The sequence below is a fragment of the Massilia agri genome (assembly GCF_024753255.1).
GTDB lineage: Bacteria > Pseudomonadota > Gammaproteobacteria > Burkholderiales > Burkholderiaceae_D > Telluria > Telluria agri.
Genome location: NZ_JANUHA010000014.1, coordinates 130,562 through 151,206, shown reverse-complemented (window position 1 = coordinate 151,206; position 20,645 = coordinate 130,562). Strand labels below are relative to the sequence as shown.

The 20,645-nt window shown below is 68.3% G+C and carries 15 protein-coding genes; 7 read left to right on the top strand and 8 right to left on the bottom strand.

Going from position 1 to position 20,645, the window contains the following annotated elements; translation table 11 throughout:
• The first annotated feature begins 102 nt into the window (after nt 1–102).
• Nucleotides 103–4,026, top strand: a complete 3,924-nt coding sequence (locus NX780_RS18635) for a sensor histidine kinase (RefSeq protein ID WP_258829376.1) — start codon at nt 103–105, stop codon at nt 4,024–4,026.
• On the opposite strand, the gene NX780_RS18630 is transcribed toward NX780_RS18635, so the two are convergent.
• Both NX780_RS18630 and NX780_RS18625 read right to left on the bottom strand, forming a co-directional pair.
• Nucleotides 4,019–4,963 carry a D-2-hydroxyacid dehydrogenase gene (locus tag NX780_RS18630; protein ID WP_258829375.1) on the bottom strand — a complete coding sequence of 315 codons (945 nt, stop codon included), beginning with the start codon at nt 4,961–4,963 and terminating at the stop codon, nt 4,019–4,021. The two genes, NX780_RS18635 and NX780_RS18630, sit on opposite strands and share 8 nt — an antisense overlap.
• 101 nt (nt 4,964–5,064) lie before the next feature.
• Nucleotides 5,065–5,382 carry a hypothetical protein gene (locus tag NX780_RS18625; RefSeq protein ID WP_258829374.1) on the bottom strand — a complete coding sequence of 106 codons (318 nt, stop codon included), beginning with the start codon at nt 5,380–5,382 and terminating at the stop codon, nt 5,065–5,067.
• Nucleotides 5,383–5,567: 185 nt separating this feature from the next.
• Between NX780_RS18625 and ligD the strand changes: the two genes are divergently transcribed.
• Nucleotides 5,568–8,210 (top strand): DNA ligase D, encoded by a 2,643-nt coding sequence (ligD, locus tag NX780_RS18620; RefSeq protein WP_258829373.1) that lies wholly within the window; start codon nt 5,568–5,570, stop codon nt 8,208–8,210.
• A 15-nt stretch (nt 8,211–8,225) separates the two neighbouring features.
• Here the strand turns inward: ligD and NX780_RS18615 are convergent, their stop codons facing one another.
• Both NX780_RS18615 and NX780_RS18610 read right to left on the bottom strand, forming a co-directional pair.
• Nucleotides 8,226–9,689 (bottom strand): catalase, encoded by a 1,464-nt coding sequence (locus NX780_RS18615; RefSeq protein WP_258829372.1) that lies wholly within the window; start codon nt 9,687–9,689, stop codon nt 8,226–8,228.
• Nucleotides 9,690–9,786: 97 nt separating this feature from the next.
• Entirely contained in the window at nt 9,787–11,223 is a 1,437-nt protein-coding gene (locus NX780_RS18610; protein WP_258829371.1) for an App1 family protein phosphatidate phosphatase, read from the bottom strand.
• Between the two features lie 166 nt (nt 11,224–11,389).
• Here NX780_RS18610 and NX780_RS18605 point away from each other — a divergent pair, with 166 nt between their 5' ends.
• Complete coding sequence (locus tag NX780_RS18605) at nt 11,390–11,962, top strand: hypothetical protein (protein ID WP_258829370.1); 573 nt, start codon at nt 11,390–11,392, stop codon at nt 11,960–11,962.
• Here NX780_RS18605 and NX780_RS18600 read toward each other — a convergent pair.
• From NX780_RS18600 to NX780_RS18590, 3 genes are read right to left on the bottom strand one after another with little or no spacing between them, the layout of a single operon-like run.
• Nucleotides 11,946–12,203, bottom strand: coding sequence for a hypothetical protein (locus NX780_RS18600; RefSeq protein WP_258829369.1), 258 nt, complete (start codon nt 12,201–12,203; stop codon nt 11,946–11,948). The genes NX780_RS18605 and NX780_RS18600 overlap by 17 nt on opposite strands.
• Before the next feature lie 3 nt (nt 12,204–12,206).
• Complete coding sequence (gene ku / locus NX780_RS18595) at nt 12,207–13,280, bottom strand: non-homologous end joining protein Ku (RefSeq protein WP_258829368.1); 1,074 nt, start codon at nt 13,278–13,280, stop codon at nt 12,207–12,209.
• Between the two features lie 28 nt (nt 13,281–13,308).
• Nucleotides 13,309–14,274 carry an SDR family oxidoreductase gene (locus NX780_RS18590; protein ID WP_258829367.1) on the bottom strand — a complete coding sequence of 322 codons (966 nt, stop codon included), beginning with the start codon at nt 14,272–14,274 and terminating at the stop codon, nt 13,309–13,311.
• Between the two features lie 190 nt (nt 14,275–14,464).
• On the opposite strand from NX780_RS18590, the gene NX780_RS18585 reads away from it, so the two are divergent.
• The 4 genes from NX780_RS18585 to NX780_RS18570 all read left to right on the top strand — a co-directional run bounded on the left by NX780_RS18585 (nt 14,465) and on the right by NX780_RS18570 (nt 19,789).
• Nucleotides 14,465–15,964 (top strand): GGDEF domain-containing response regulator, encoded by a 1,500-nt coding sequence (locus NX780_RS18585; protein WP_258829366.1) that lies wholly within the window; start codon nt 14,465–14,467, stop codon nt 15,962–15,964.
• A 59-nt stretch (nt 15,965–16,023) separates the two neighbouring features.
• Nucleotides 16,024–17,655, top strand: coding sequence for a SulP family inorganic anion transporter (locus tag NX780_RS18580; RefSeq protein ID WP_258829365.1), 1,632 nt, complete (start codon nt 16,024–16,026; stop codon nt 17,653–17,655).
• A gap of 20 nt (nt 17,656–17,675) precedes the next feature.
• Nucleotides 17,676–17,831 carry a hypothetical protein gene (locus NX780_RS18575; RefSeq protein ID WP_258829364.1) on the top strand — a complete coding sequence of 52 codons (156 nt, stop codon included), beginning with the start codon at nt 17,676–17,678 and terminating at the stop codon, nt 17,829–17,831.
• A 101-nt stretch (nt 17,832–17,932) separates the two neighbouring features.
• Complete coding sequence (locus tag NX780_RS18570) at nt 17,933–19,789, top strand: DUF1302 domain-containing protein (RefSeq protein WP_258829363.1); 1,857 nt, start codon at nt 17,933–17,935, stop codon at nt 19,787–19,789.
• A 25-nt stretch (nt 19,790–19,814) separates the two neighbouring features.
• Here NX780_RS18570 and NX780_RS18565 read toward each other — a convergent pair whose 3' ends face one another.
• Nucleotides 19,815–20,447: a 1-acyl-sn-glycerol-3-phosphate acyltransferase gene (locus NX780_RS18565; protein WP_258829362.1), complete on the bottom strand. Its 633-nt coding sequence runs from the start codon at nt 20,445–20,447 to the stop codon at nt 19,815–19,817.
• Nucleotides 20,448–20,645 lie beyond the last annotated feature (198 nt).

The following is a 20,645-nucleotide window of genomic DNA, read 5'->3' as shown; positions in this document are numbered from 1 at the left end:
GGCACGCATTATAGCAGCGTGATTTCATTTCTGTAAGCCTCAAATTTTTCCACAGGCAAACAAGGTCTGGTAGATTAACCGGGTCGAATGTCTGGAAAGCGTATGGTTGCCTCGATCCCGGGAATAACGCGTGCCCCGGCCGCAGCATTGCGGATGCTGGCGGCGCTGCTCTTGTTCATGCTTCTTTCCGCCGCCGTCGCAGCCGCGCCGCGCACCCTGCGCTTCGAACGCCTGTCGGTGGAGCAGGGCCTGTCGCAGCAGTCGGTGCTGACCATCCTGCAGGACCGGCGCGGCTTCATGTGGTTCGGCACCCAGGCCGGCCTGAACCGCTTCGACGGTTACCGCATCACCAGCTGGCGCAACGACCCGGACAACCCCGACAGCCTCCCCGACAACTACGTCATGGCCTCGCACGAGGACGGCAAGGGCCGCCTGTGGTTCGGCACCAAGGGCGGCCTGGCCCGCTACGACGTCGCTACCGGCAAGTTCGTGCGCTATGCGGCGCCGGACGAGGCCACCCGCCGCGCCGGCAACCGCAGCGTGTTCGCCATCGTGCCCGCCAGGGGCGGCGGGCTGTGGCTGGCCACCGGCGACGGCCTGCTGCACGTCGACCCCGACACCGGCCGGGTGCGCACCTATCGCCATGACCCGGCGGACCCGCACAGCCTGGGCGACGACCGCGTCAACGCCCTCGCGCTCGATGGCAGGGGCAATCTGTGGATCGGCACCGGCGCCGGCCTCGACCGGCTGGCGCCCGATGCCGAGCGCTTCGAGCACCACGTGGTCCACGCCCACGACCCGCAACGCAATACCGTGCTCTCGCTGTCGATGGGACCGCGCGACACGCTCTGGATCGGCAGCGCCGCCGGCCTCGAGGCCTGGCGCCTCAAGGAGGGCGTGCCCGAGCGCCGCCGCCTGGGCGAGCCCGAGGGCATCGGCGAAATGCGCGTGCTCTCGCTCTACCACGATGGCGGCGGCACCCTGTGGGTCGGCACCGACATGGAGGGCCTGAAGTGGCTGGACCCGTCCACCGGGCGCTTTCTCACCTACCGCAACGACCCCTCCGACCAGCACTCGCTGGCCGACAACCAGGTCAGCGCCATGCTGGTGGACCGCACCGGCACCCTGTGGGCCGGCACCCAGTACGGCGGCGTGAGCCGCACGGATCTCGCCAGCGGCGGCTTCGTGCGCTATGGCGGCGCCGAAGGCCTGGGCCGGGCCAAGGTGCGCGCCATCGTCGAGGATCCGGGCGGCGCCCTGTGGATCGGGACCACCGGCGACGGCCTGCTGCGCATGGAGCGCCCGGGCGGACGGATCGAACGTTTCGGCGAAGGGAGCAGCCCCGGCGACCTGGTGACGGCCCTGGCCGTCGCGCGCGGCCGGACCTGGATCGGCACGCCCACCGGCCTGCTGTGGCGCGACGGCGCGGGAGCGTATGGTGCGATCAACCTGGGCGCCTCGGCGGGCGCGAACTATGTGCAGGCGCTGCACCTCGGGCGCAGCGGGACGCTGTGGATCGCCACGCGCGGCGGCCTGGCGGCGCTCGCGCCGGGCTCGAACACCGTGCGCACCTGGCGCCACGATCCGGACGACCGCGCGACCCTGGGCGAGAATTATGGCTTCGCCGTGCTGGAAGACCGCCACGGCATCGTCTGGATCGGCACCGAGAACGGCCTGGAACGCTACGATCCCGCAAGCGGACGCTTCTCGCGCTACCGCCACGACCCGCGTGATCCGAACGGCCTGCGCCACAGCCGCATCTACTACCTGATGGAGTCCGCGCGCGGCGAACTCTGGGTCGGTACCGCCGGCGGCCTGCACCGCATGGAGCAGGGGGCCGGGGGCGCGCGCTTCCGCTTCTATCCCTTCACGCGCGCGCGCGAAGCGCTGGCGATCGGCGCCGTGCTGGAAGACAGCCACGGGATCCTCTGGGCCAGCACCACGGCCGGCATCACCCGGCTCGACCCCGCCACCGGCCAGGCCAAGAACTACAGCGCCAAGGACGGCCTGGTGGACGGCGCGTATTTCGTCGGCGCCGGCCTGCGCGCGGCCGATGGCCAGTTCTATTTCGGCGGGGTGAACGGCATGACCTCCTTCGAACCGGACGCGGTGCGCGACAACCCCTTCCCGCCGAAGGTCGCGATCACCGATTTCCTGGTGCTGAACCGCTCGCGCGGCATCCCCGACATCCACGACAGGCAGGAGCTCGCGCTGTCCTACAAGGACGCCGTGTTCTCCCTCGAATTCGCGGCCCTGCATTACGCCGACCCCGAAGCCAACCGCTACGCCTACCAGCTCGAGGGCTTCGACACCGGCTGGGTCGAGGCCGACGCGCGGCGCCGCTTCGCCACGTATACGAATCTCGACCCGGGCCCCTATGTGTTCCGGGTGCGGGCCGCCAACAAGGACGGCGTCTGGAGCGCCGACGCGGCCACCCTGCGCATCACGATCGCGCCGCCGTTCTGGAAGACCTGGTGGTTCCGCCTGCTCGCGCTGCTCTTCCTGGCGACCCTGTTCACGGCCGGCTACCGCTTGCGCATCCGCGCGCTGGTAGGCCAGAAGGACCTGCTCGAACGCGAGGTCGGCGTGCGCACCGACGAATTGCGGCGCCAGAAGGAATCGGCCGAGCGGCGCAAGCAGGAAGTCGAGGACCAGAAGGAGGTGGTCGAGCAGGCCCACCGCAACATCGCGCTGCTGTCCGACATCGGCCGCACGCTCACCGCCAACCTGGACAAGGGCGCGATCATGCGCACCCTGTACGAGCACGTGCGCGCGCTGATGGACGCGAGCCTGTTCGCCGTGGTGCTGCGCCGTCCGGAGCGCGGCGCCGTGGAGTACGTGCATGCGGTGGTCGACGGCGAACGGGTGGAGCCCTTCGAGGTGGCGGAAGACCCGCGCGCGCACCTGGCCTCATGGTCGATCGTCCATGGCCGCGAAGTGCTGGAACAGGATCTGGCCCGCACCCTGCCGGCGCAGCTGGCGGTGCAGTCCTCCGGCGCCCTGGAAACCGCGCTGCCCTGCGCGGCGCGCGCCGGGATGCATCCGCGTTCGCTGCTGCTGGTGCCGGTGGTCGTGGGCGAGCGCGTGCTGGGCGCGCTGACGGTGCAGAGCCGGGTGCAGCAGGCCTACGGCCAGGTCCACCTCGACATGCTGGAAACCCTGGCGGCCTACGTCGGCGTGGCGATCGACAATGCGGGCGCCTACCGCCAGTTGAAGGACACCCAGGCCCAGCTCGCGGCCCAGGAAAAACTGGCCTCGCTCGGTTCGCTGGTGGCGGGGGTGGCGCACGAGCTGAACACCCCGATCGGCAACAGCCTCCTGATGGCCAGCACCCTGCAGGAAAGGACGGGCGAGGTCGTGGCGCGTTTCGATGCGGCCAACCTGCGCCGTTCCGAACTGGCCGACTACATGGCGGCCGCGCGCGAGGCGACCAGCCTGATCCAGCGCAGCCTGCACAACGCCGCGGAACTCGTGAACAGCTTCCGCCAGGTCTCGGTCGACCAGGCCAGCGCCCAGCGCCGCCGCTTCGACCTGGCCCAGGCCTGCCAGGAAATCGCGGCGACCATGATGAACACGGTGCGCCTGGCCGGCCACCGGCTCGAGCTGGCGGTGCCGGGCGGGATCGTGATGGACAGCTTCCCCGGCCCCTTCGGCCAGGTGGTGATCAACTTCGTCAACAACGCGCTCCTGCATGCCTTCGAGGCGCCGGGCGGCTGCATGCTGCTGGAAGCGGCGCTGCTGGACGGCGGCACGGTGCGCATCGTGTTCCGCGACGACGGCCGCGGCATCCCGCCCGAGCACCAGGCGCGCATTTTCGATCCCTTCTTCACCACCCGCATGGGGCAGGGCGGCACCGGCCTGGGCCTGAACATCAGCTGGAACATCGTGACCACGCTGCTGGGCGGAACCGTGCGGGTCGAGAGCGAGGCGGAAGCGGGGCGGGGCACCGCCTTCATCCTGGAACTGCCGCTGCGCGCGCCGGACGCGCAGGCGATCGAGGCCAGGCCCGCCGACCAGCCTAGCTGACGACGTTGCGCGGCCGCCCGGCCACCCAGGCCTCGATATTATCGACCAGCATGTCGGCCAGGGTCTGCATCGCCCCGCCGCTGGCCCAGGCCACGTGCGGGGTCAGGATGAAGTTCGGCAGGCGCAGGCGCAGCAGCGGGTTCTCTAGCAAGGGCGGCTCCTTGCTCAATACGTCGAAGCCGGCCGCGATCGCGCCCGTTTCCAGCACCGCGGCCAGGGCCGCTTCGTCCACCAGCCCGCCGCGCGCGGTGTTGACCAGGATGGCGCCGGGCTTCATCAGGCCCAGCTCGCGCGCGCCCAGCATGTGCCGGGTCTCCGTCGTCAAGGGCAGGTGCAGGCTGACCACGTCGGACGTCGCCAGCACTTCCTCGAGCGGCAGGCGGGTGACGTCCGCGTCCTGGACCGGCGAGCGGGTGCTCGCCACCACCTCCATGCCGAAGGCGCGCCCGAGCTGGGCCACCTTGCGGCCCAGCGCGCCGTAGCCGACGATGCCGAGGCGGCTACCCGCCAGGTCGCCGATCGGGTGGTCGAGCAGGCAGAAGCGGCTGGAGTGCTCCCAGCGGCCCGCCTCGACGTCCTCCATATAGGCGCGCAGGTTGCGGCGCAGCGCGAGGACCAGGGCGAAGGTGTGTTCGGGCACCGAGACCACGGAGTAGTCGCGGATGTTCGAGACCACGATGCCGCGCGCGCGGCAGGCCTCCAGGTCGACGTTGTCGGTACCCGTGGCGGCGATCGCCACCATCTTGAGGTCGGGCAGGCGCTCGAGGGCGCCGGCGCGCAGCGGCACCTTGTTGCTGACGGCGACGGTGGCCCCAAGCAGGCGCTCGACCACCTCGTCCTCGCGGGTGCCGGCATAGTTCACCCAGTCGTGCGGGAAGGGCAGGTCGCGCAGGCGGGCTTGCAGGCTGTCGCGGTCGAGGAAGACGATCTTGTGCATGGCGGCTCGGATGGCAGGACAATAACCATCGCATTGTAGACGCCAATGAAAAAGACAGGGCGAACCCTGTCTTTTTGGTATATGGGGGCCTGGGCGGCGTCTTATTTGTGGGTGCTGGCAGCCGTGGTCTGGTGGTCGGCTTTCTCTTCGGCCTTGTCGGCCTTGGCTTCGGCCTTCTGCTCGGCCGCATCCTTCTTCGCCTTTGCCTTGGTTTTCGCGGCATCGGCCTTGGCTTCGGCGACGTCTTCCTTCGCTTCGGCGGTGGCCTTCTCTACCTTGGCATCGGCCTTGGCAGCCTTCTTCTCCTGCTTGGCGTCGGCCTTGGCGGTCTGCTCGGCAGCCTTCGCTTCCGGGGTGGTCTGGGCGAACACGGACGTTGCGAACAGGCCGGCGACCAGGGTTGCGACGATTTTGCGCATAGCGTTTCCTCTTCAGGTTGGGTGACTGGGAGATCCCGTGTTACTGAGCAATCAACGAAAGGCCGAAACGCCGCGTTGACGGTATTTACATTCGCTTACAAGTCCGACAAGACGGTTAGCTGGCGTACAGTCGCGCTCACCTCAATCGGCCTAGACTTTTCCCACACCCACAGCCGGGAGGGGCCATGCCAGACGCGCTCAAACTCTATAAAGCCAAGCGCAATTTCGATATCACGTCCGAACCGCTTGAAGGCGGCACGCCCGGGCTCGATGCGTTGACTTTCGTCATCCAGAAACACTGGGCCACGCGCCTGCACTATGATTTCCGTTTGGAACTAGACGGCACCATGAAGAGCTGGGCCGTGCCCAAGGGCCCCAGCTACGACAGCCACGACAAGCGCATGGCCGTGCACGTCGAGGACCATCCGATCTCCTATTCCGATTTCGAGGGAACTATTCCGCCGAAGCAGTATGGCGCCGGCAAAGTCATCATCTGGGACAAGGGCACCTGGACCCCGATCGGCGACCCGCATGAGGGCTATCGCAAGGGCAACCTGAAGTTCGAGATCCACGGCCACAAGATGCACGGGCGCTGGGTGCTGGTGCGCATGAAGGGGCGCGGCGAGAAGCAGGAAGGGTGGCTGCTCATCAAGGAGAACGACGAGTATGCGCGGCCCGCCGAGGAGTTCTCGGTGGTGGATGAGTTGCCCGACAGCGTGAAGGACCTGCCGATGCCGAAGCCGGCGCGCGGCAAGATGGCGGCGCTCAAGGCGGAGGCGCAAGGCGAATCGCCGCGCAAGCCGGCGCGCAAGAGCGCGGCCAAATCCGCAGCCAAGCCGGCCGCCAAGGCGGCGGCGAAAGCGGCCAAGCGCAAGAAGAGCGCGGCGCCGGGCTTGCCCGAAGGCGCGAAGCCGGCCAAGCTGCCCGAGGAATTCTCCCCTGAACTCGCGACCCTGGTCGACGCGCCCCCGCTCGACCCCGCCGAATGGGTGTTCGAGGTCAAGTTCGACGGCTACCGCATGCTGGCGCGGGTGGAAGGGGGCGAGGTCCGCCTCATCACCCGCAATGCCAACGACTGGACCGGCAAGCTCCAGCCCCTGAAGCAGGAACTCGAGCGGATGGGGCTGCCGGACGGCTGGTACGACGGCGAGATCGTGGTGCACGACGAGAACGGCAAGCCGAACTTCGGCCTGCTGCAGCTGGCTTTCGACGGCGTGCGCACGGCCGACATCCAGTACTTCCTGTTCGACATACCCTATTGCGGCGGCTACGACCTGCGCGACGTGCCCCTGGTCGAGCGCCGTGCGGCGCTGGAGGCCATCCTCAAGAAAGCGAAGTCGGAGCGCGTGCGCTTTTCGGGCGAATTCGGCGACAATCCCGAGGAGCTGGTGGTCGCCGCCTGCCGCATCGGCCTGGAAGGCGTGATCGGCAAGCGCCGTGATTCGCGCTACGTCTCGCGCCGCTCGCCCGAGTGGATCAAGCTCAAGTGCGGCCTGCGCCAGGAGTTCGTCATCGGCGGCTTCACCGACCCCAAGGGCTCGCGCAAGGGCGTCGGCTCGCTGCTGCTCGGCTACTACGACCGCGAGGGCAAGCTGCGCTACGCCGGCAACGTGGGTTCCGGCTTCAACCATGCCTCGCTGATGGACATCAGCGAACGCCTGGAGGCGCTGCGCACCGACGAAAGTCCTTTCCCGCCGCGCGCCGTGCCGGGACGCCAGCACCACTGGGTCAAGCCGACCCTGGTGGCCGAGGTGAGTTTTTCGGAGTGGACCAATACGGGCTCGGTGCGCCACCCGGTGTTCCAGGGCCTGCGTAACGACAAGCCGGCGCGCGGCATCCGGCGCGAAGAGCCGCGCCACATCGAGGATGTCGAGGGGGAGAAACAGCGCCCCGCGCTGTCCGACGAACCGGTCTCGCCGCCGCCCGCGGGCCTGCACGGCAAGCTGCCCGAGACCCTGCGCGTGACCAATCCCGACCGCGTGGTCGACCCGTCGAGCGGCGCCACCAAGCTGGACGTGATCCGCTATTACGCCCTGGTGGGCGAGCTGATGATGGAGCACCTCAAGCGCCGCCCGGTGACCCTGGTGCGCGCGCCGGCGGGCATCGGGGCCGAGCTGGTGTTCCAGAAGCATGCGGACGTGAAGAAGCTGCCGGGCGTGAAGCAGATGGATGCGGCCCTCGATCCGAGCAACCCGCCCATGCTCGAGATCGCGAGCGTCGAGGGCATCCTCTCGGTGGCGCAGTGGAATGCCATCGAGATCCATACGCAGAACGCGGTCGCCAAGGCCTACGAGGAGCCGGACCGCATGGTCTTCGACCTCGATCCGGGCGAGGGCGTGGAATGGAAAGCCATGCAGGAAGCGGCGCAGATCATGCGCGCCTTCCTCGACGAGCTGGGGCTGCCTTCATTCCTGAAGACCAGCGGCGGCAAGGGCCTGCACGTGGTGGTGCCGGTCAAGCCGGAGTATGGCTGGGATACCGTGAAGGCCTTCTCGCAGGCCATCGTGCGCCACCTGGCGGGAACCCTGCCGGACCGCTTCGCCTTCAAGAGCGGGCCGAAGAACCGGGTCGGCAAGATCTTCATCGACTACCTGCGCAACGGACGCGGCGCGACCACGATCTGCGCCTGGGCGGCCAGGGCGCGCCCGGGGCTCGGGATTTCCGTGCCGCTCGAGTGGGATGAATTGATGACGCTGAAATCGAGCGCGCAGTGGACGGTGATGAACGTCCACACGCGGCTCGACAAGGGGAACGATCCCTGGAGCGGCTATGCGAAGGCCGCCAAGGGGATCACGAAGGCCATGAAAATCCTCGGCTACGAGGATTGACTCGGCCCCGGCACATCAGTCGGCGTTGCGGCCCAGTGCCTTGAGCGAGGCCCGCACGCCGCGTCCGTAGCCTGGGTCGGCCTTGTCGAAGTGCCGCAGCTGGCGCTGCAGGATGTCCTCGTCCACGGTGGACAGCGGCCCCGCCAGGTTGTCGCACAGGTCCTGGCGCTCTTGCTGGGTCATCAGGCGGAACAGGTTGCCGGCCTGGGTGTAGTCGTCTTCCATGCCGCGGAAGTCGTAGCGGCCCGCATCGCCCGTGATCGGCAGCTCCGGTTCGCCATGGCCCATGCCCAGCGCCCCGCGGCCCACCGAATCGACGGTCGCATAATTCTTCGCCGCGCCACCATTGGCGATCGCCATCGCGCCGTCGCGCTGCTGGTTGTGGAAGGGGCAGCGCGGGGCGTTCACCGGCAGGTGCTGGTGGTTGGTGCCGACCCGGTAGAGCTGGGCGTCGTGGTAGGCGAACAGGCGGCCCTGCAGCATCTTGTCCGGCGAGTAGCCCATGCCCGGCGGAACGTTGGCGGGCGAAAAGGCGGCCTGCTCGACCTCGGCATGGTAGTTGTCCGGATTGCGGTTCAGCTCCAGCACGCCCACCTGCAGCATCGGGAAGTCGCCATGCGGCCAGACCTTGGTCAGATCGAAGGGGTTCCAGCCGGTGCGCCGTTCCCAGTCCGCCAGCTGCTCGCTCGTTGCGATCTGCACCTTGACGTCCCACTGCGGGAAGTCCTTGCGGGCGATCGCTTCGAACAGGTCGCGCTGGGCATGGTCGGGGTCGGTGCCGGCAATGCGCACCGCTTCCGCACTGCTCAGGTTCTTGATGCCCTGGCGGGTCTTGAAGTGCCATTTCACGTAGACGCGCTCGCCGGCCTCGTTGATCAGGCTATAGGTATGGCTGCCGAAGCCGTCCATGTGGCGGTAGCCGTCGGGGGTGCCGCGGCTTGAGAACAGGATCGTCACCTGGTGCAGGCTTTCCGGCGCATTGCTCCAGAAGTCGAACATCATGTTGGCCGACTTCAGGTTGGTCTGCGGGTCGCGCTTCTGGGTGTGGATGAAGTCGGGGAACTTGATCGGGTCCTTGATGAAGAAGATCGGGGTGTTGTTGCCGACCAGGTCCCAGTTGCCTTCCTCGGTGTAGAAGCGCAGGGCGAAGCCGCGCGGGTCGCGCTCGGTGTCGGCGCTGCCTTTTTCGCCGCCGACGGTCGAGAAGCGCAGGAAGACCGGGGTTTGCTTGCCGATTTCGGAGAACAGTTTTGCCTTGGTGAAGGGGCGCAGGTCACCCGTTACCGTGAAGGTGCCGTAGGCGCCGGAACCCTTGGCGTGCACGACGCGCTCGGGGATGCGCTCGCGGTTGAAGTGCTGGAGCTTCTCGATCAGGTGGAAGTCCTGCAGCAGCAGCGGGCCGCGCGGGCCGGCGCTGAGCGAATTCTGGTTGTCGTCGACCGGGATGCCGGAAGCGGTGGTGAGTCGGGGTTGGCTCATCGGGAATCTCCTCTTTCTGTGAACTGGCAATGGAAGAGATTCTAGGTTCCGCTGAGCAATTAGAAAAGTTGATTGATTTTATCCATCCAATAGTTTTTCATAATCCCGCCTTCGCAGGGGCTGCCGTGTCGTCCTCGCGCTTGTCCAGGCGCACCGCGCCCAGGCGGTCGACGGCGATCAGGCCCTCCGCCGCCGCATGCGAGGCGGCGAACACGCTGTCGGGCGAGAGCACCAGCTGGACGCCGGTGGCGCTGACCTCTTCGATCAGGCGGTCGAGGGCGTCGATGCGCGAAGGATCGGGGTTGACGTTGCGGATGTAGATCATGCGTACCGCCCCCGGGTGGCGGCGCAACACCTCGGTATAGATCTCCGGGTCCTGCTCGCCGCTATCGCCGATCAGGACGAACTGCAGGTCCGGGTAGAAGCCGAGGATGCGCTCGATCTGTTCCAGCTTGTGGTTGCCATGCTCGTTGATCTTGAGCACCTGGCGCACGCTCAGCTCGCGCAGCAGCAGGGGGCCGAGGGGGATGTCCTGCAGCTTGAGGAAGTCGAGCAGGGGGCCGTAGAGGTGCCAGGGGCTGCTCGAGACGTAGAACATGGGATTGTTTTCAGTGCCGCCCACGCCGTCGCGCAGCGCGCGGTAGAAGCCGGCCACCCCCTTGAAGGGCTTGCGGGTGTGGTGGTTGGTCCGGGCCAGCATCAGGGCCATGTTCAGCTTGTTGGTGACATTGGTCCACAGGACGGTGTCGTCGATGTCGCTGATGATGCCGAAGCGGGCCGTCGCGGCCGGGACCATGATGGAGGCGGCCGCGCGCAGGGGCTCCCCGCCCGGCTGGGCGTTGTCGGGGAAGACCAGTTCCACTGCATGCATGCCCCCCGGAAGATCGACATCCAGGGCGATATCGAAGGAGAAGTAGCCGCCGCGGTCGGTGCGCGCCTCCACGGTCCGGCCCTGGAAGGTGGCCAGCACGCGGGCGTCGGCTACCTCGTCGGATTCGAGGCGCTGGTAGAGGGCCACCAGGTTGGCCCAGCCGCTGTCGGCCACGGTCTGTTCGCGAAAGCCGTATTCGTCCAGCAGGCGGCCCTTGAGCCAGATGCGCCGCGCGTTGCCGAAGCCGAGATAGGGCACGGCCATCAGGGCGCGGCCCTGTTCCGGCGAGCGCAGGCGGCGCAGCATGCCTGTTGCGACCGCGCCGGCGGTGCGCGCCAGGCGGGTGCGCAAGGGTGTGGTCGACACGACCGGCGCCTGGGGGCGCTGCACCTTGTCGACCGAGCTGCTGCTGCGCGGCGCGCCGCGTTCGACCCAGACGCTGCCGCGCTCGTTGCGTGTCAGGAGCAGGGCCTGCTGCATCTCGCGCACATTGCCTGGATCGACAGGCGTGGCCATCACGTGGACCGCCGTGCCGCGTTCGCGCAGCTGCGCGATCTCGTCCTCGGCAAGCAGGCCAGGGTTCAGGTAGAGCACCGCCTTGCCGAGGTCGACGCGCCCGGCGATGTCGTCGTAGCCGGCGCGGGTCAGTACGAGGAAAGGCATGGCGGTCTGGGGCATCGCTGGGTCCCTGGAGTGAACATGGCGCCAGTATCGCGCACGGGAGCCCGATCGTCACGCACGCTTCGGCGGCGGGACAAGGCCGGGGCAGCCAGCCGTGCTCGGCCTGAATGCGTGGCAGGCTAGACTTCGTCAATCACAGGACACCGCCATGAATATCGTCTGCATCGCCTGGGGCTCCCTGCTGTGGAAGCCCGGTCCCCTGAAACTGGCATCCGGCTGGCATCCCGGCGGGCCGCGCCTGCCGCTCGAATTCGTGCGCGTGAGCGACGACAGCCCGGAGGTCGCGCTGGTGCTGTGCGAAGGGGCGCGGCCGCAGGCGACTTACTGGGCCTATGTCGGCACGCACGATCTCGATGCAGCCCGCGCCATGCTCGGCGCACGGGAGAAGATCACGCCGGCGCGGCCGGACTGGATCGGCAGCATCCCGGGCAGGGAAGGCGCCAGGGAGGATGCGCGCATCGCGGCCTGGCTGCGTTCGATGCGCATCGATGCCGCCGTCTGGACCGCGCTGCCGCCGAAATCGCAGGGCAGGCCGGGCAGGGTGCCGACGGCGGGCGAGGTGGTCGCCATCCTCGACGGCCTGCCGCCGGAAGAGCGGGCCCAGGCCGAGCGTTACGTACGCTGCACGCCGGCCCATATCGATACCGCGTACCGCCGCCACATCGAAGCGGCGCTCGGCTGGCGGGCATCGCGGGAGGCCCACGTCACGCGGATTCGCTAGCCTCGCCCGAATGCTCGTTCTTGAAGATCCCGCGGATATTCGTCACCATCAGCGCGGTCTGGAGCGCGATCAGGGCCCAGGCCTCGTCGTGGACGCCCCAAATGATCCAGAGGATGTTGCTGACGATGAAGGTGCAGAAGCCGAACACGCGGCGCCTGGGATTGGTGGAGCCGATCAGGTAGGCGGCCAGCAGGGTGACCAGCATCGCCGGCCACTGCAGGAAGTCGATGAATTCATCCATCCGCTAGGCCGCCTTCCTGCGCCGCGCGGGGGCGGTCGTGGACTTGGCGGCGGTCTTCCTTGCCGCCGGCTTGGCTGTCGGTTTCGCAGCCGCCTTGGTCGCCGTCTTGCGCTTGGGCGCCGCGCCGCTGGCCGCGACCCGGTCGCTGCCATGCGCGGCGGTCTTGCGGCGGGGCGGCGGCGCTTCTTCCTCGTCCTCGTCTTCTTCGGCGGCGGGGCGGCGCTTCTTCGGCGGCGGTTCGTCGTCGTCATCGTCGTCGTCCGCGCTTGCCGCCTTCGAAGGCTTCTTGCCCAGGCTGGCCTGCAGCAGCGAGACCAGGTCGATGACCTTGCCGGTCTCGCGTTTCTGCTCGCCCGGCTCGGGCATGGTGATGGTCTTGGTCTGGTGCGCCTTGACCTTCTTCTCGATCAGGGCCAGCACGTCTTCGCGGTAGGTGTCGTGGTACTGCTCCGGGTCCCAGTCCTCGGCCATGCCCTGCACCAGGGCCATCGCCATCTTGAGCTCCTTGTCGGTGACGGCCACCTTCCTGTCGTTCTTCGCGGGGATCTTGAGGTCGCCCGCGTCGCGGATCTCGTCGGCATAGCGCAGCGTGTTCATCACGATGGTGTCGCCCACGCAGACCAGGGCCGCGAGGTGCTGCTTGACGCGGATGACGACGCGCGCGATGCCGATCTTGCCGGCGCGGCGCAGCGTTTCGCGCAGCAGGGCGTAGACCTTGTCGCCGCCCTTGCCGGGAGCGAGGTAATAGGGCTGCTCGAAGTAGAGCAGCGACACGTCCTCGGCATCGACGAAGGCCACGATGTCGATGGTCTGGGTCGCCTCCGGATTGGCGCGGCGCAGGTCCTCGTCGGAGAGCACGACGTACTCGCCGCTGGTGTATTCATAGCCCTTGACGATGTCGTCCCAGGAGACCTCCTTGCCGTTGCTCTTGTTGTAGCGCTTGAAACCGACCGGCGAGAAGTCGCGCCGGTCCAGCATGGTGAGGTCCAGCCCCTTGTTGTCGACGGCCGGGTACATATCGACCGGGATGTGCACCAGGCCGAAACTGATGGCGCCTTTCCACATGCTGCGTGGCATAGAAGTCTCCTTATGGTATGCGTGATCCTTACTCGCCGACCTTGCCCGTCACCGGCAGGATGATGCCGGTGATGTAGCCCGAGCACACGGGCGAGGCCAGGAACACGTAGGCCGGCGACAGCTCTTCCGGCTGGGCCGCGCGCCCGAAGGTGGTGCTGGCGCCGAATTCCTTGATCTTCTCGGGCGACTGGTCGGCCGGGTTCAGCGGCGTCCAGACCGGGCCCGGGGCCACGCAGTTGACGCGGATGCCCTGGTCCAGGAGGCTCGCGGCCAGCGACATGGTGAAGGCGTGGATGGCGCCCTTGGTGCTCGAGTAGTCGAGCAGCTGCTTCGAGCCCTTCAGGCCCGTCACCGAGCCGGTGTTGATGATCGAGGCGCCGCGCTTCAGGTGGGGCAGGGCGGCGCGCGCCATGTGGAAGTAGCCGTAGATATTGGTGCGGAAGGTCTCGTCCAGGCGTTCCTCGGTGATGTCCAGCAGCGAGCCTGCATGTTCCTGGAAGGCGGCGTTGTTGACCAGGATGTCCAGGCGCCCGAATTCGGCCACCACCTTCTCCACCGCCTCGTTGCAGAAGGCGGCGTCCTTGACGTCGCCCGGGATGGTGATGCAGCGGCGTCCCTCGGCCTCGATGCAGCGCCTGGTTTCGGCCGCGTCCTCGTGCTCGTTCAGGTACATCACGGCGACGTCGGCGCCTTCGCGCGCAAACAGCACCGCGACCGCACGGCCGATGCCGGAGTCGGCGCCGGTGACGATCGCGCTCATGCCCTCCAGCTTGCCGCTGCCCTTGTACTGTTCGGCCATGAACTTCGGCTTGAGCTCCATCTGGGCCTCGATGCCCGGCTTGGCCAGGTGCTGTTCGGGGAAAGGCGGCGTCGGCTGGGGGATGCCGGTCTGCGCGGCCTCGTCGTTCTCCGCCTTCTGCATGCTGCCGTCCTTCTGGTCCTGGCGGCTCTGGATCGCCTTCTGCTTGTTCGCCACATCATCCTGATTTGCCATCACATACTCCCATGAACGTTTCAATCGACCGGGAGAGTATTCACCGCGGGGCTGTGGTGCGACGGTGCGCTTCCACACACAGGGAGCAGTTTCGCGCGCGCCGTCTACCCCATGGCCGACCCTGCATCGGTGGCTTTTATGGCAAACTTGCAAGCGTTTTGTTCAGAATTTGCTTGTCAGGGAGAAAAGGATGTCCCAGCAGGAAGGTGCGCGCACACGGCCGGAGCCCATTTCGGGCCTGTATCTCAATCCGGTCGGCCAGCGCCGCCTCGACTTCCAGCAAGCGTGTGGCGCACTGTTCGGGAAGCTGCGTGTCGCCGGCGGCATCGAGGAAGCGGGCGCGATGCTGGAGGCCGAGGCGGCGGACGTGCTGGTGCTGGACCTCGAGCGTTTCGAACCGGGCATCGACCTGCCGCTCCTGGCCGACCTGGTCGCGCGGCGCGAGGGCGCGCCCGTGCTGCTGCTGTGCCCCTTCACGAATGCGCGCTGGCTGCCTTCCCTCATGGCGCACGGCCCGCTGCACTACGTGATCGGCCCGCTCGCGCCAGAGCAGCTGCGCGAGGAAGTCGCGGCCCGCCTGCACGCGGGCTTCGCGCCTGCCGCCCCGGCCACGCCGGCGGAAGAAGAACTGGCGGCGCTGCTGGGCGTCCGTTCCGACGCCCAGCAGGCCCTGGCCGAGGCGGACGACAGCATCCGCTTCGCCGAACGCCTGTGCGTGGCGCTGCTGGGCTGGCCGGGCGTGGTGCACGCGTCGATGTTCCAGCTGCGTGAAGGGAAGGACCTGCGCCTGGAAGCGCAATCCGGCCAGCCGGCCTTCCTGCCGGGCGCGCGCGGCCTCGACCTGACCGCTGTCCTGGGCCGGGGCGAGCGCCTGCTGCAGTCGCCCTTGCGCCATGCCTTTCCCGGCCTGCTGGCGGCGGCCGGCGGCGAGACCGCGCTGCTCGATGCGCCCGAGAAGGCCGGCGAAGCGGAGCTTGCCGCGACCTTGCGCGGGCACGGCGTGGAGATGGTGCTGGGCCTGCCGATTCCCGCCTCGGGTCCGGGCGCCCCGCGCGGCGCCCTGTGCCTCATGTTCGGCGAACGCCGGGCCTTTTCGCAGGCCCAGCTGGCGGCCTGCGACGACCTGGCGCAGCTGGCCGCCTTCGGCCTGCGCATGGCGGAACTGATGCGCGAGAGCGAAGAGCTGCTTGGCCGCGTCACCCAGCTGGCCACGCTCGACGCCCTGACCGGCGTGGCCAACCGCCGCCACGGCGAATTCCTGATGGAGCAGGAGATCAGGCGGGCGCGCCGCTACCGGGTGCCGCTGGCCCTGATCGCCTTCGACATCGACCGCTTCCGCAACATCAACGACAGCTTCGGCCACCCGGTGGGCGACGTGGTCCTGCGCACCGTCGCCGATACCGCGCGGCTTCTCCTGCGTTCGAGCGACGTGCTGGTGCGCTCGGGCGGCGAGGAATTTCAGGTGATCGCGCCCCACACCAGCGCGATCGACGGCCTCAAGATGGCCGAGAAGCTGCGCGCGGCCATCGAGGGCACCGAGATGCCGGGCTGCGACCATGTGACCATCAGCCTGGGCGTGGCCCAGTTGGGGGAGACCGAGTCGGGCGATTCCCTCGCCGTGCGCGTCAACGCCGCACTGGCGCGCGCCAAGCGGGCCGGCCGCAACTGCGTCGAACTGGCGATGCAGTGAGCGGCCCCGCCCGGTCCGCCCTGTGGTAGGCTGGCGGCTTTTCTAACAAGCAATTTTTCATGCTCTCCTGGCTACGGCACTACCGGCGAGCGATGCTGCCCGGCGATATCAGCGCCGGCATCGTCGTCGCCATGATGATGATCCCCCAGGGCATGGCCTACGCCATGGTGGCCGGCCTGCCGCCGGTGGTCGGCATTTACGCCAGCATCCTGCCGCCGCTCCTGTATGCGCTGTTCGGCACCAGCAGCACCCAGTCGATCGGGCCGATGGCGATCATCTCGCTGATGACTGCATCGAGCCTGGCGCCGCTGGCCGCGCCGGGCAGCGCGCTCTACGGAGTGCTGGCGGCCCAGCTGGCGCTGCTGTCGGGCGTGGTGCTGCTGGCCTGCGGCCTGCTGCGCATCGGCTTCCTCGCCAACTTCTTTTCGCGCCCCGTGATGAGCGGCTTCACCATCGGTTCGGCGATCCTGATCATCTGGGGCCAGCTGCCGGCTCTGCTGGGCGGAAAGCTGCCGCACGTCCACCTGCCGAGCGTGCTGCTGGGCCTGGGCGCGCTGGCGCTGCTCATGTGGGCGCGCCAATACTTGACGGGGACGCTGCGCCGCATTGGCCTGCCGCCGGGGGCTGCCGACATCGGCGCCAAGCTGGCCCCGATGGGCGTGGTGCTCGGTTCCCTCGCCCTTGTGACGGCCCTGGCCCTGGACGCGCAGGGCGTGGCGACCACCGGACAGGTGGCGGGCGGGCTCCCCGGGCTGAACCTGGCCACGTCCAGCGCGCACTGGCAGCCGCTGCTGCAACCGGCGCTCCTGATCGGCTTCATGATCTTCCTGATCAGCATGTCGGGCGCCCAGACCCTGGCGCTCAAGCGCGGTGAGAAGCTGGCCAGCAATGCCGAACTGGTGGGCCTGGGCGCGGCGAACATCGGCAGCGCGCTGAGCGGCGGCTTCCCGGTCACGGGCAGCATCTCGCGCTCGGCGGTCAACTTCGCGGCCGGCGCCAACAGCCAGCTGGCCAGCGTCATCACGGCAAGCCTGCTGGGCGTGGCCCTGGTCGCCCCCAACGGCTGGCTGGCGCTGCTGCCGCTGCCGGTGCTGGCGGCCACCATCATCGTCGCCGTGCTCGGCATGCTCGACCTGTCGCTGCTGCGCACCGCCTGGCATTACGACCGCGCCGACGCGGCGGCCCTGGTGGCCACGGCGGCCGGCGTGCTGGGCCTCGGCGTGGAGGCGGGCGTGGTGGTCGGCGTGGCGCTGTCGATGGGCTCCCTGATCTGGCGCGCCAGCCGGCCGCACATCGCGGTGCTGGGCCGCATCGCGGGCACCGAGCACTTCCGCAATATCGACCGGTATTCGGCGGCGACCGCACCTGGCCTCCTGATGCTGCGGGTCGACGCGGGCCTCTTCTTCGGCAACGTGGAGGCGGTGAACGAACGCATCGAGGACGAGCTCGCGGCGCATCCGGACACGCGCCACCTGGTGCTGGTGCTGTCGGCCGTGAATGCGATCGACACCTCGGCCCTGTTCGGGCTGAAGGAACTGAATGCCTCGCTGTGCCAGCGCGGCGTGTTGCTGCACCTGGCCGAAGTCAAGGGGCCGGTGATGGACAGGCTCAAGCAGAGCGATTTGTTGCAGACCCTGGGCGGCCGCCTCTACCTGAGCGCGGCCATGGCCTGGGACGACCTGGTTCAATGACGTTTGACAAGGTGAGTCCGATGCGTCACCACCTTTTCACGCTGGGCTGCTTCGGCGCCGCGATCACGCTCTATGTGCTGGGCGAGCAGCACCATGCCGGGCTCCTGATCGCCGCGGGCGGGCTCAGCGAACTCCTGGGCTGGAAACGCCTGCTGTCGCGCAAGGGACGCAGCTGAGCCGCCGGGTGTATTGACGTAATGCATCCCGCGACGTAGGATTGTTCCTACGCGACTTGCATAGGGCCGCGATCGACAGGCCGCATAAGAAGAGGGCAGGGATGACCCGACACGAGACACCGGCGACCCGGTTCGCCAGCTGGAGCGCGGCCGACAGGATTACCGGGCCGCCCCAGGTGCGCGGCCCCCTGCCCACGATGCTCGCAGCCGCGCTGGCCGGCGTACTTGCCGGCAGCGGCGTCCTCACGGCGTCCAGCCCTGCGCAGGCCGCCGACGTCAAGGCCAGCGGCCGCATCATGGCCGGCCACATCGTGCGCGTCCAGGAACGCGATCCCCACTTGATGACCGGCGTGAACGCCGCCGCCATCGGCCTGTCGGGCCTCGGCAGCGGCGGCAATGCGGACGACGCCAATACCAATTACGACAAAGGCGACGCGGTCTCGCGCGCCGTCAAGGCGATCGTCGAGGTCTCGGCGGTGGAGGGCGGCTGGTCCGGCATGCTGCGCGCCAAGGCCTGGCACGACGCCGGCCTGCACCGCGATGGACGGCCATGGGGCAATGTGGCGAACGGTTACGCGGCCGGCGCGCCGCTGTCGGACAGCGGCGCGCCGCGGCGTTCGCGCTTTTCCGGCGTGACCCTGCTGGACGCCTGGGTGCAAGGGCGCTTCATGCCGGCCGCGCTGCCCCTGACGGTGCGCCTGGGCCAGCAGACGCTCCCCTGGGGCGAACGCGCGCTCACGCCGGGCGGACTGGAAGCGCTCAACCCGCGCGATGCCCCCGGCCTGCACCGGGCCGCGCCCGTGCAGGCCGAGACCGTGGTGCCGCGCCCGATGCTGTTCGCACGTCTCGAACCGGCGGCCGGATTCGGCGTGGAAGCGTTCTACCAGCCGGGCTTTCGGCCCTCCACGCTGGACGTCTGCGGAACGCTCTGGTCGATGAGCGACTACCTGGTCGACGGCTGCGACAAGGTGATGTCGGGCCAGCCCATCGTCAGCGACCGCGCCCGGCTGCCGCTGGGGGCCTACCAGAAACGCCTGCCGACACGGCATCCGGACGCCGGCGAGTTCGGCGTCGGCTTCAGCTGGCGCCCGCAGGGGACAGAGCTCGAAGTCGGCCTCTATCACGCCCGCTACCATTCGCGCAGCGCCTTGCCCAGCCTGCGGCGCTCGGGCCGTCCGGATGGCCCGGCCCTGATCGCCGGCGATCCGGACGGGCGCAATATGGCCTACTTCACGGAGTACCCGGAAGGCTTGCGCATCAGCGCACTCACCATCTCGCACAAGCTGGACGCGGCTGCCGTCCACGGCGAACTGTCCTACCGTCCCGGCACGCCCTTCATGCTGGCGCCGGGCGACGTGCTGCAGCCTTTTCTCAGCGCGACGGCGCCCGCGCTGCTGCGTGCCCGCGCCGATGCGGTGGCGCCGGGCGGCGTCTTCCACGGTTACGACCTGTATGCGATGTGGCAGGCGCAGCTCGGCGCGCGGCGCGATTGGCAATGGGGCGGCGTCAAGCTGACAGGAGTGGCCGAATTCGTGGGCAAGCATGCGCGCGAGCTTCCGGCCGCAAGCGTGGTGCGCTACGGTCGCGCCGACATCTTCGGCGTTGGTCCCGTCCACGGCCAGTGCACCGTGACCACGGGCGATGCCGCGCGCCAGTGCAGCCTGCGCGGTTATGCGACACCGAATGCCTGGGGCTACCGGCTGCGCCTGGACGCGCGCTTGCCGACGCTGGGGCCGCAACTGGCCACCAGCGCGAGCCTGCTGTTCGTGCATGACGTGAAAGGGTGGTCGGGCGACCTGTTGCTGGGTGAAGGACGCAGGTCGATGAACCTGGCGCTGCGCTTCGAATACCGTAAGCGCTACCTGGCGGAGCTGGGCTACCAGCCTTCATGGGGAGGCGACTACCACCAGGCCGCGGACCGCGATACGGCCTCGTTCGCGCTGGGACTGAAATTCTGAGCCTGCCGCCGGGGCAGGCGGGGCGTCAGGTGCGGCGGCGCTGCGGCTCGGACGGGTCGCGCGGCGGGGCCAGCTTGATCGGCGCGGCCTGGTCGGGATACAGGCCCTGGCGGCCTTCGTAGACGGCGGCGATCGCGGCCATGTCCTTCTCGGGGTCGCCGCTCACGGTCAAGGTGTCGACCACGCCCAGCACCTTGGCGCGGTAGTCGATGTATACCAGCACCAGCGGCACCTTGGCCGTGGTGGCGAGATGGTAGAAGCCGCTCTTCCAGTGCGGCCGGTAGCTGCGCGTGCCTTCCGGCGTGATCGCGATCCAGCACCATTTTTCGGCCAGCATGGTCTGGGCCAGCTGGCGCGTCGCGCCCATCGAGGCGCGGCGGTCGATCGGAATGCCGCCCCAGTAGCGCATGATGGTGCCCATCGGGCCGCGGAACAGCGAGTCCTTGGCCACCCAGCGGAACTTCAGGCCGACCGCCCACTTGGCGAACAGGCCGACCAGGAAATCCCAGTTCGAGGTGTGCGGGTAGACCACTGCGATGCCATGCGGACCCGGCAGGGGCTTGAATCGCACTTCCCAGCCGGCCAGCGTAAGCAGGCGCAGGGCGGTACGCTGGCCCCAGGTAGGCAGGCTGGCGGGGCGCAGCTTGAAATCGTCCATCACTTCTCCGTCGCTATCTCTATATTGTTATTGTGCAATTTCCGCTTCCTGCGGAAAAATAAGCGAGGAATTCTATAGTGCTGAGGAAAGACGAACAAGGAAAAAAGCTGGTGGGAGTCATGAGCTGTGGTTATCATGCCGCTGTTTAATTAGCAATGCCACGCCCGATTCCTGGCAATATTGACGAGCTTACATCGA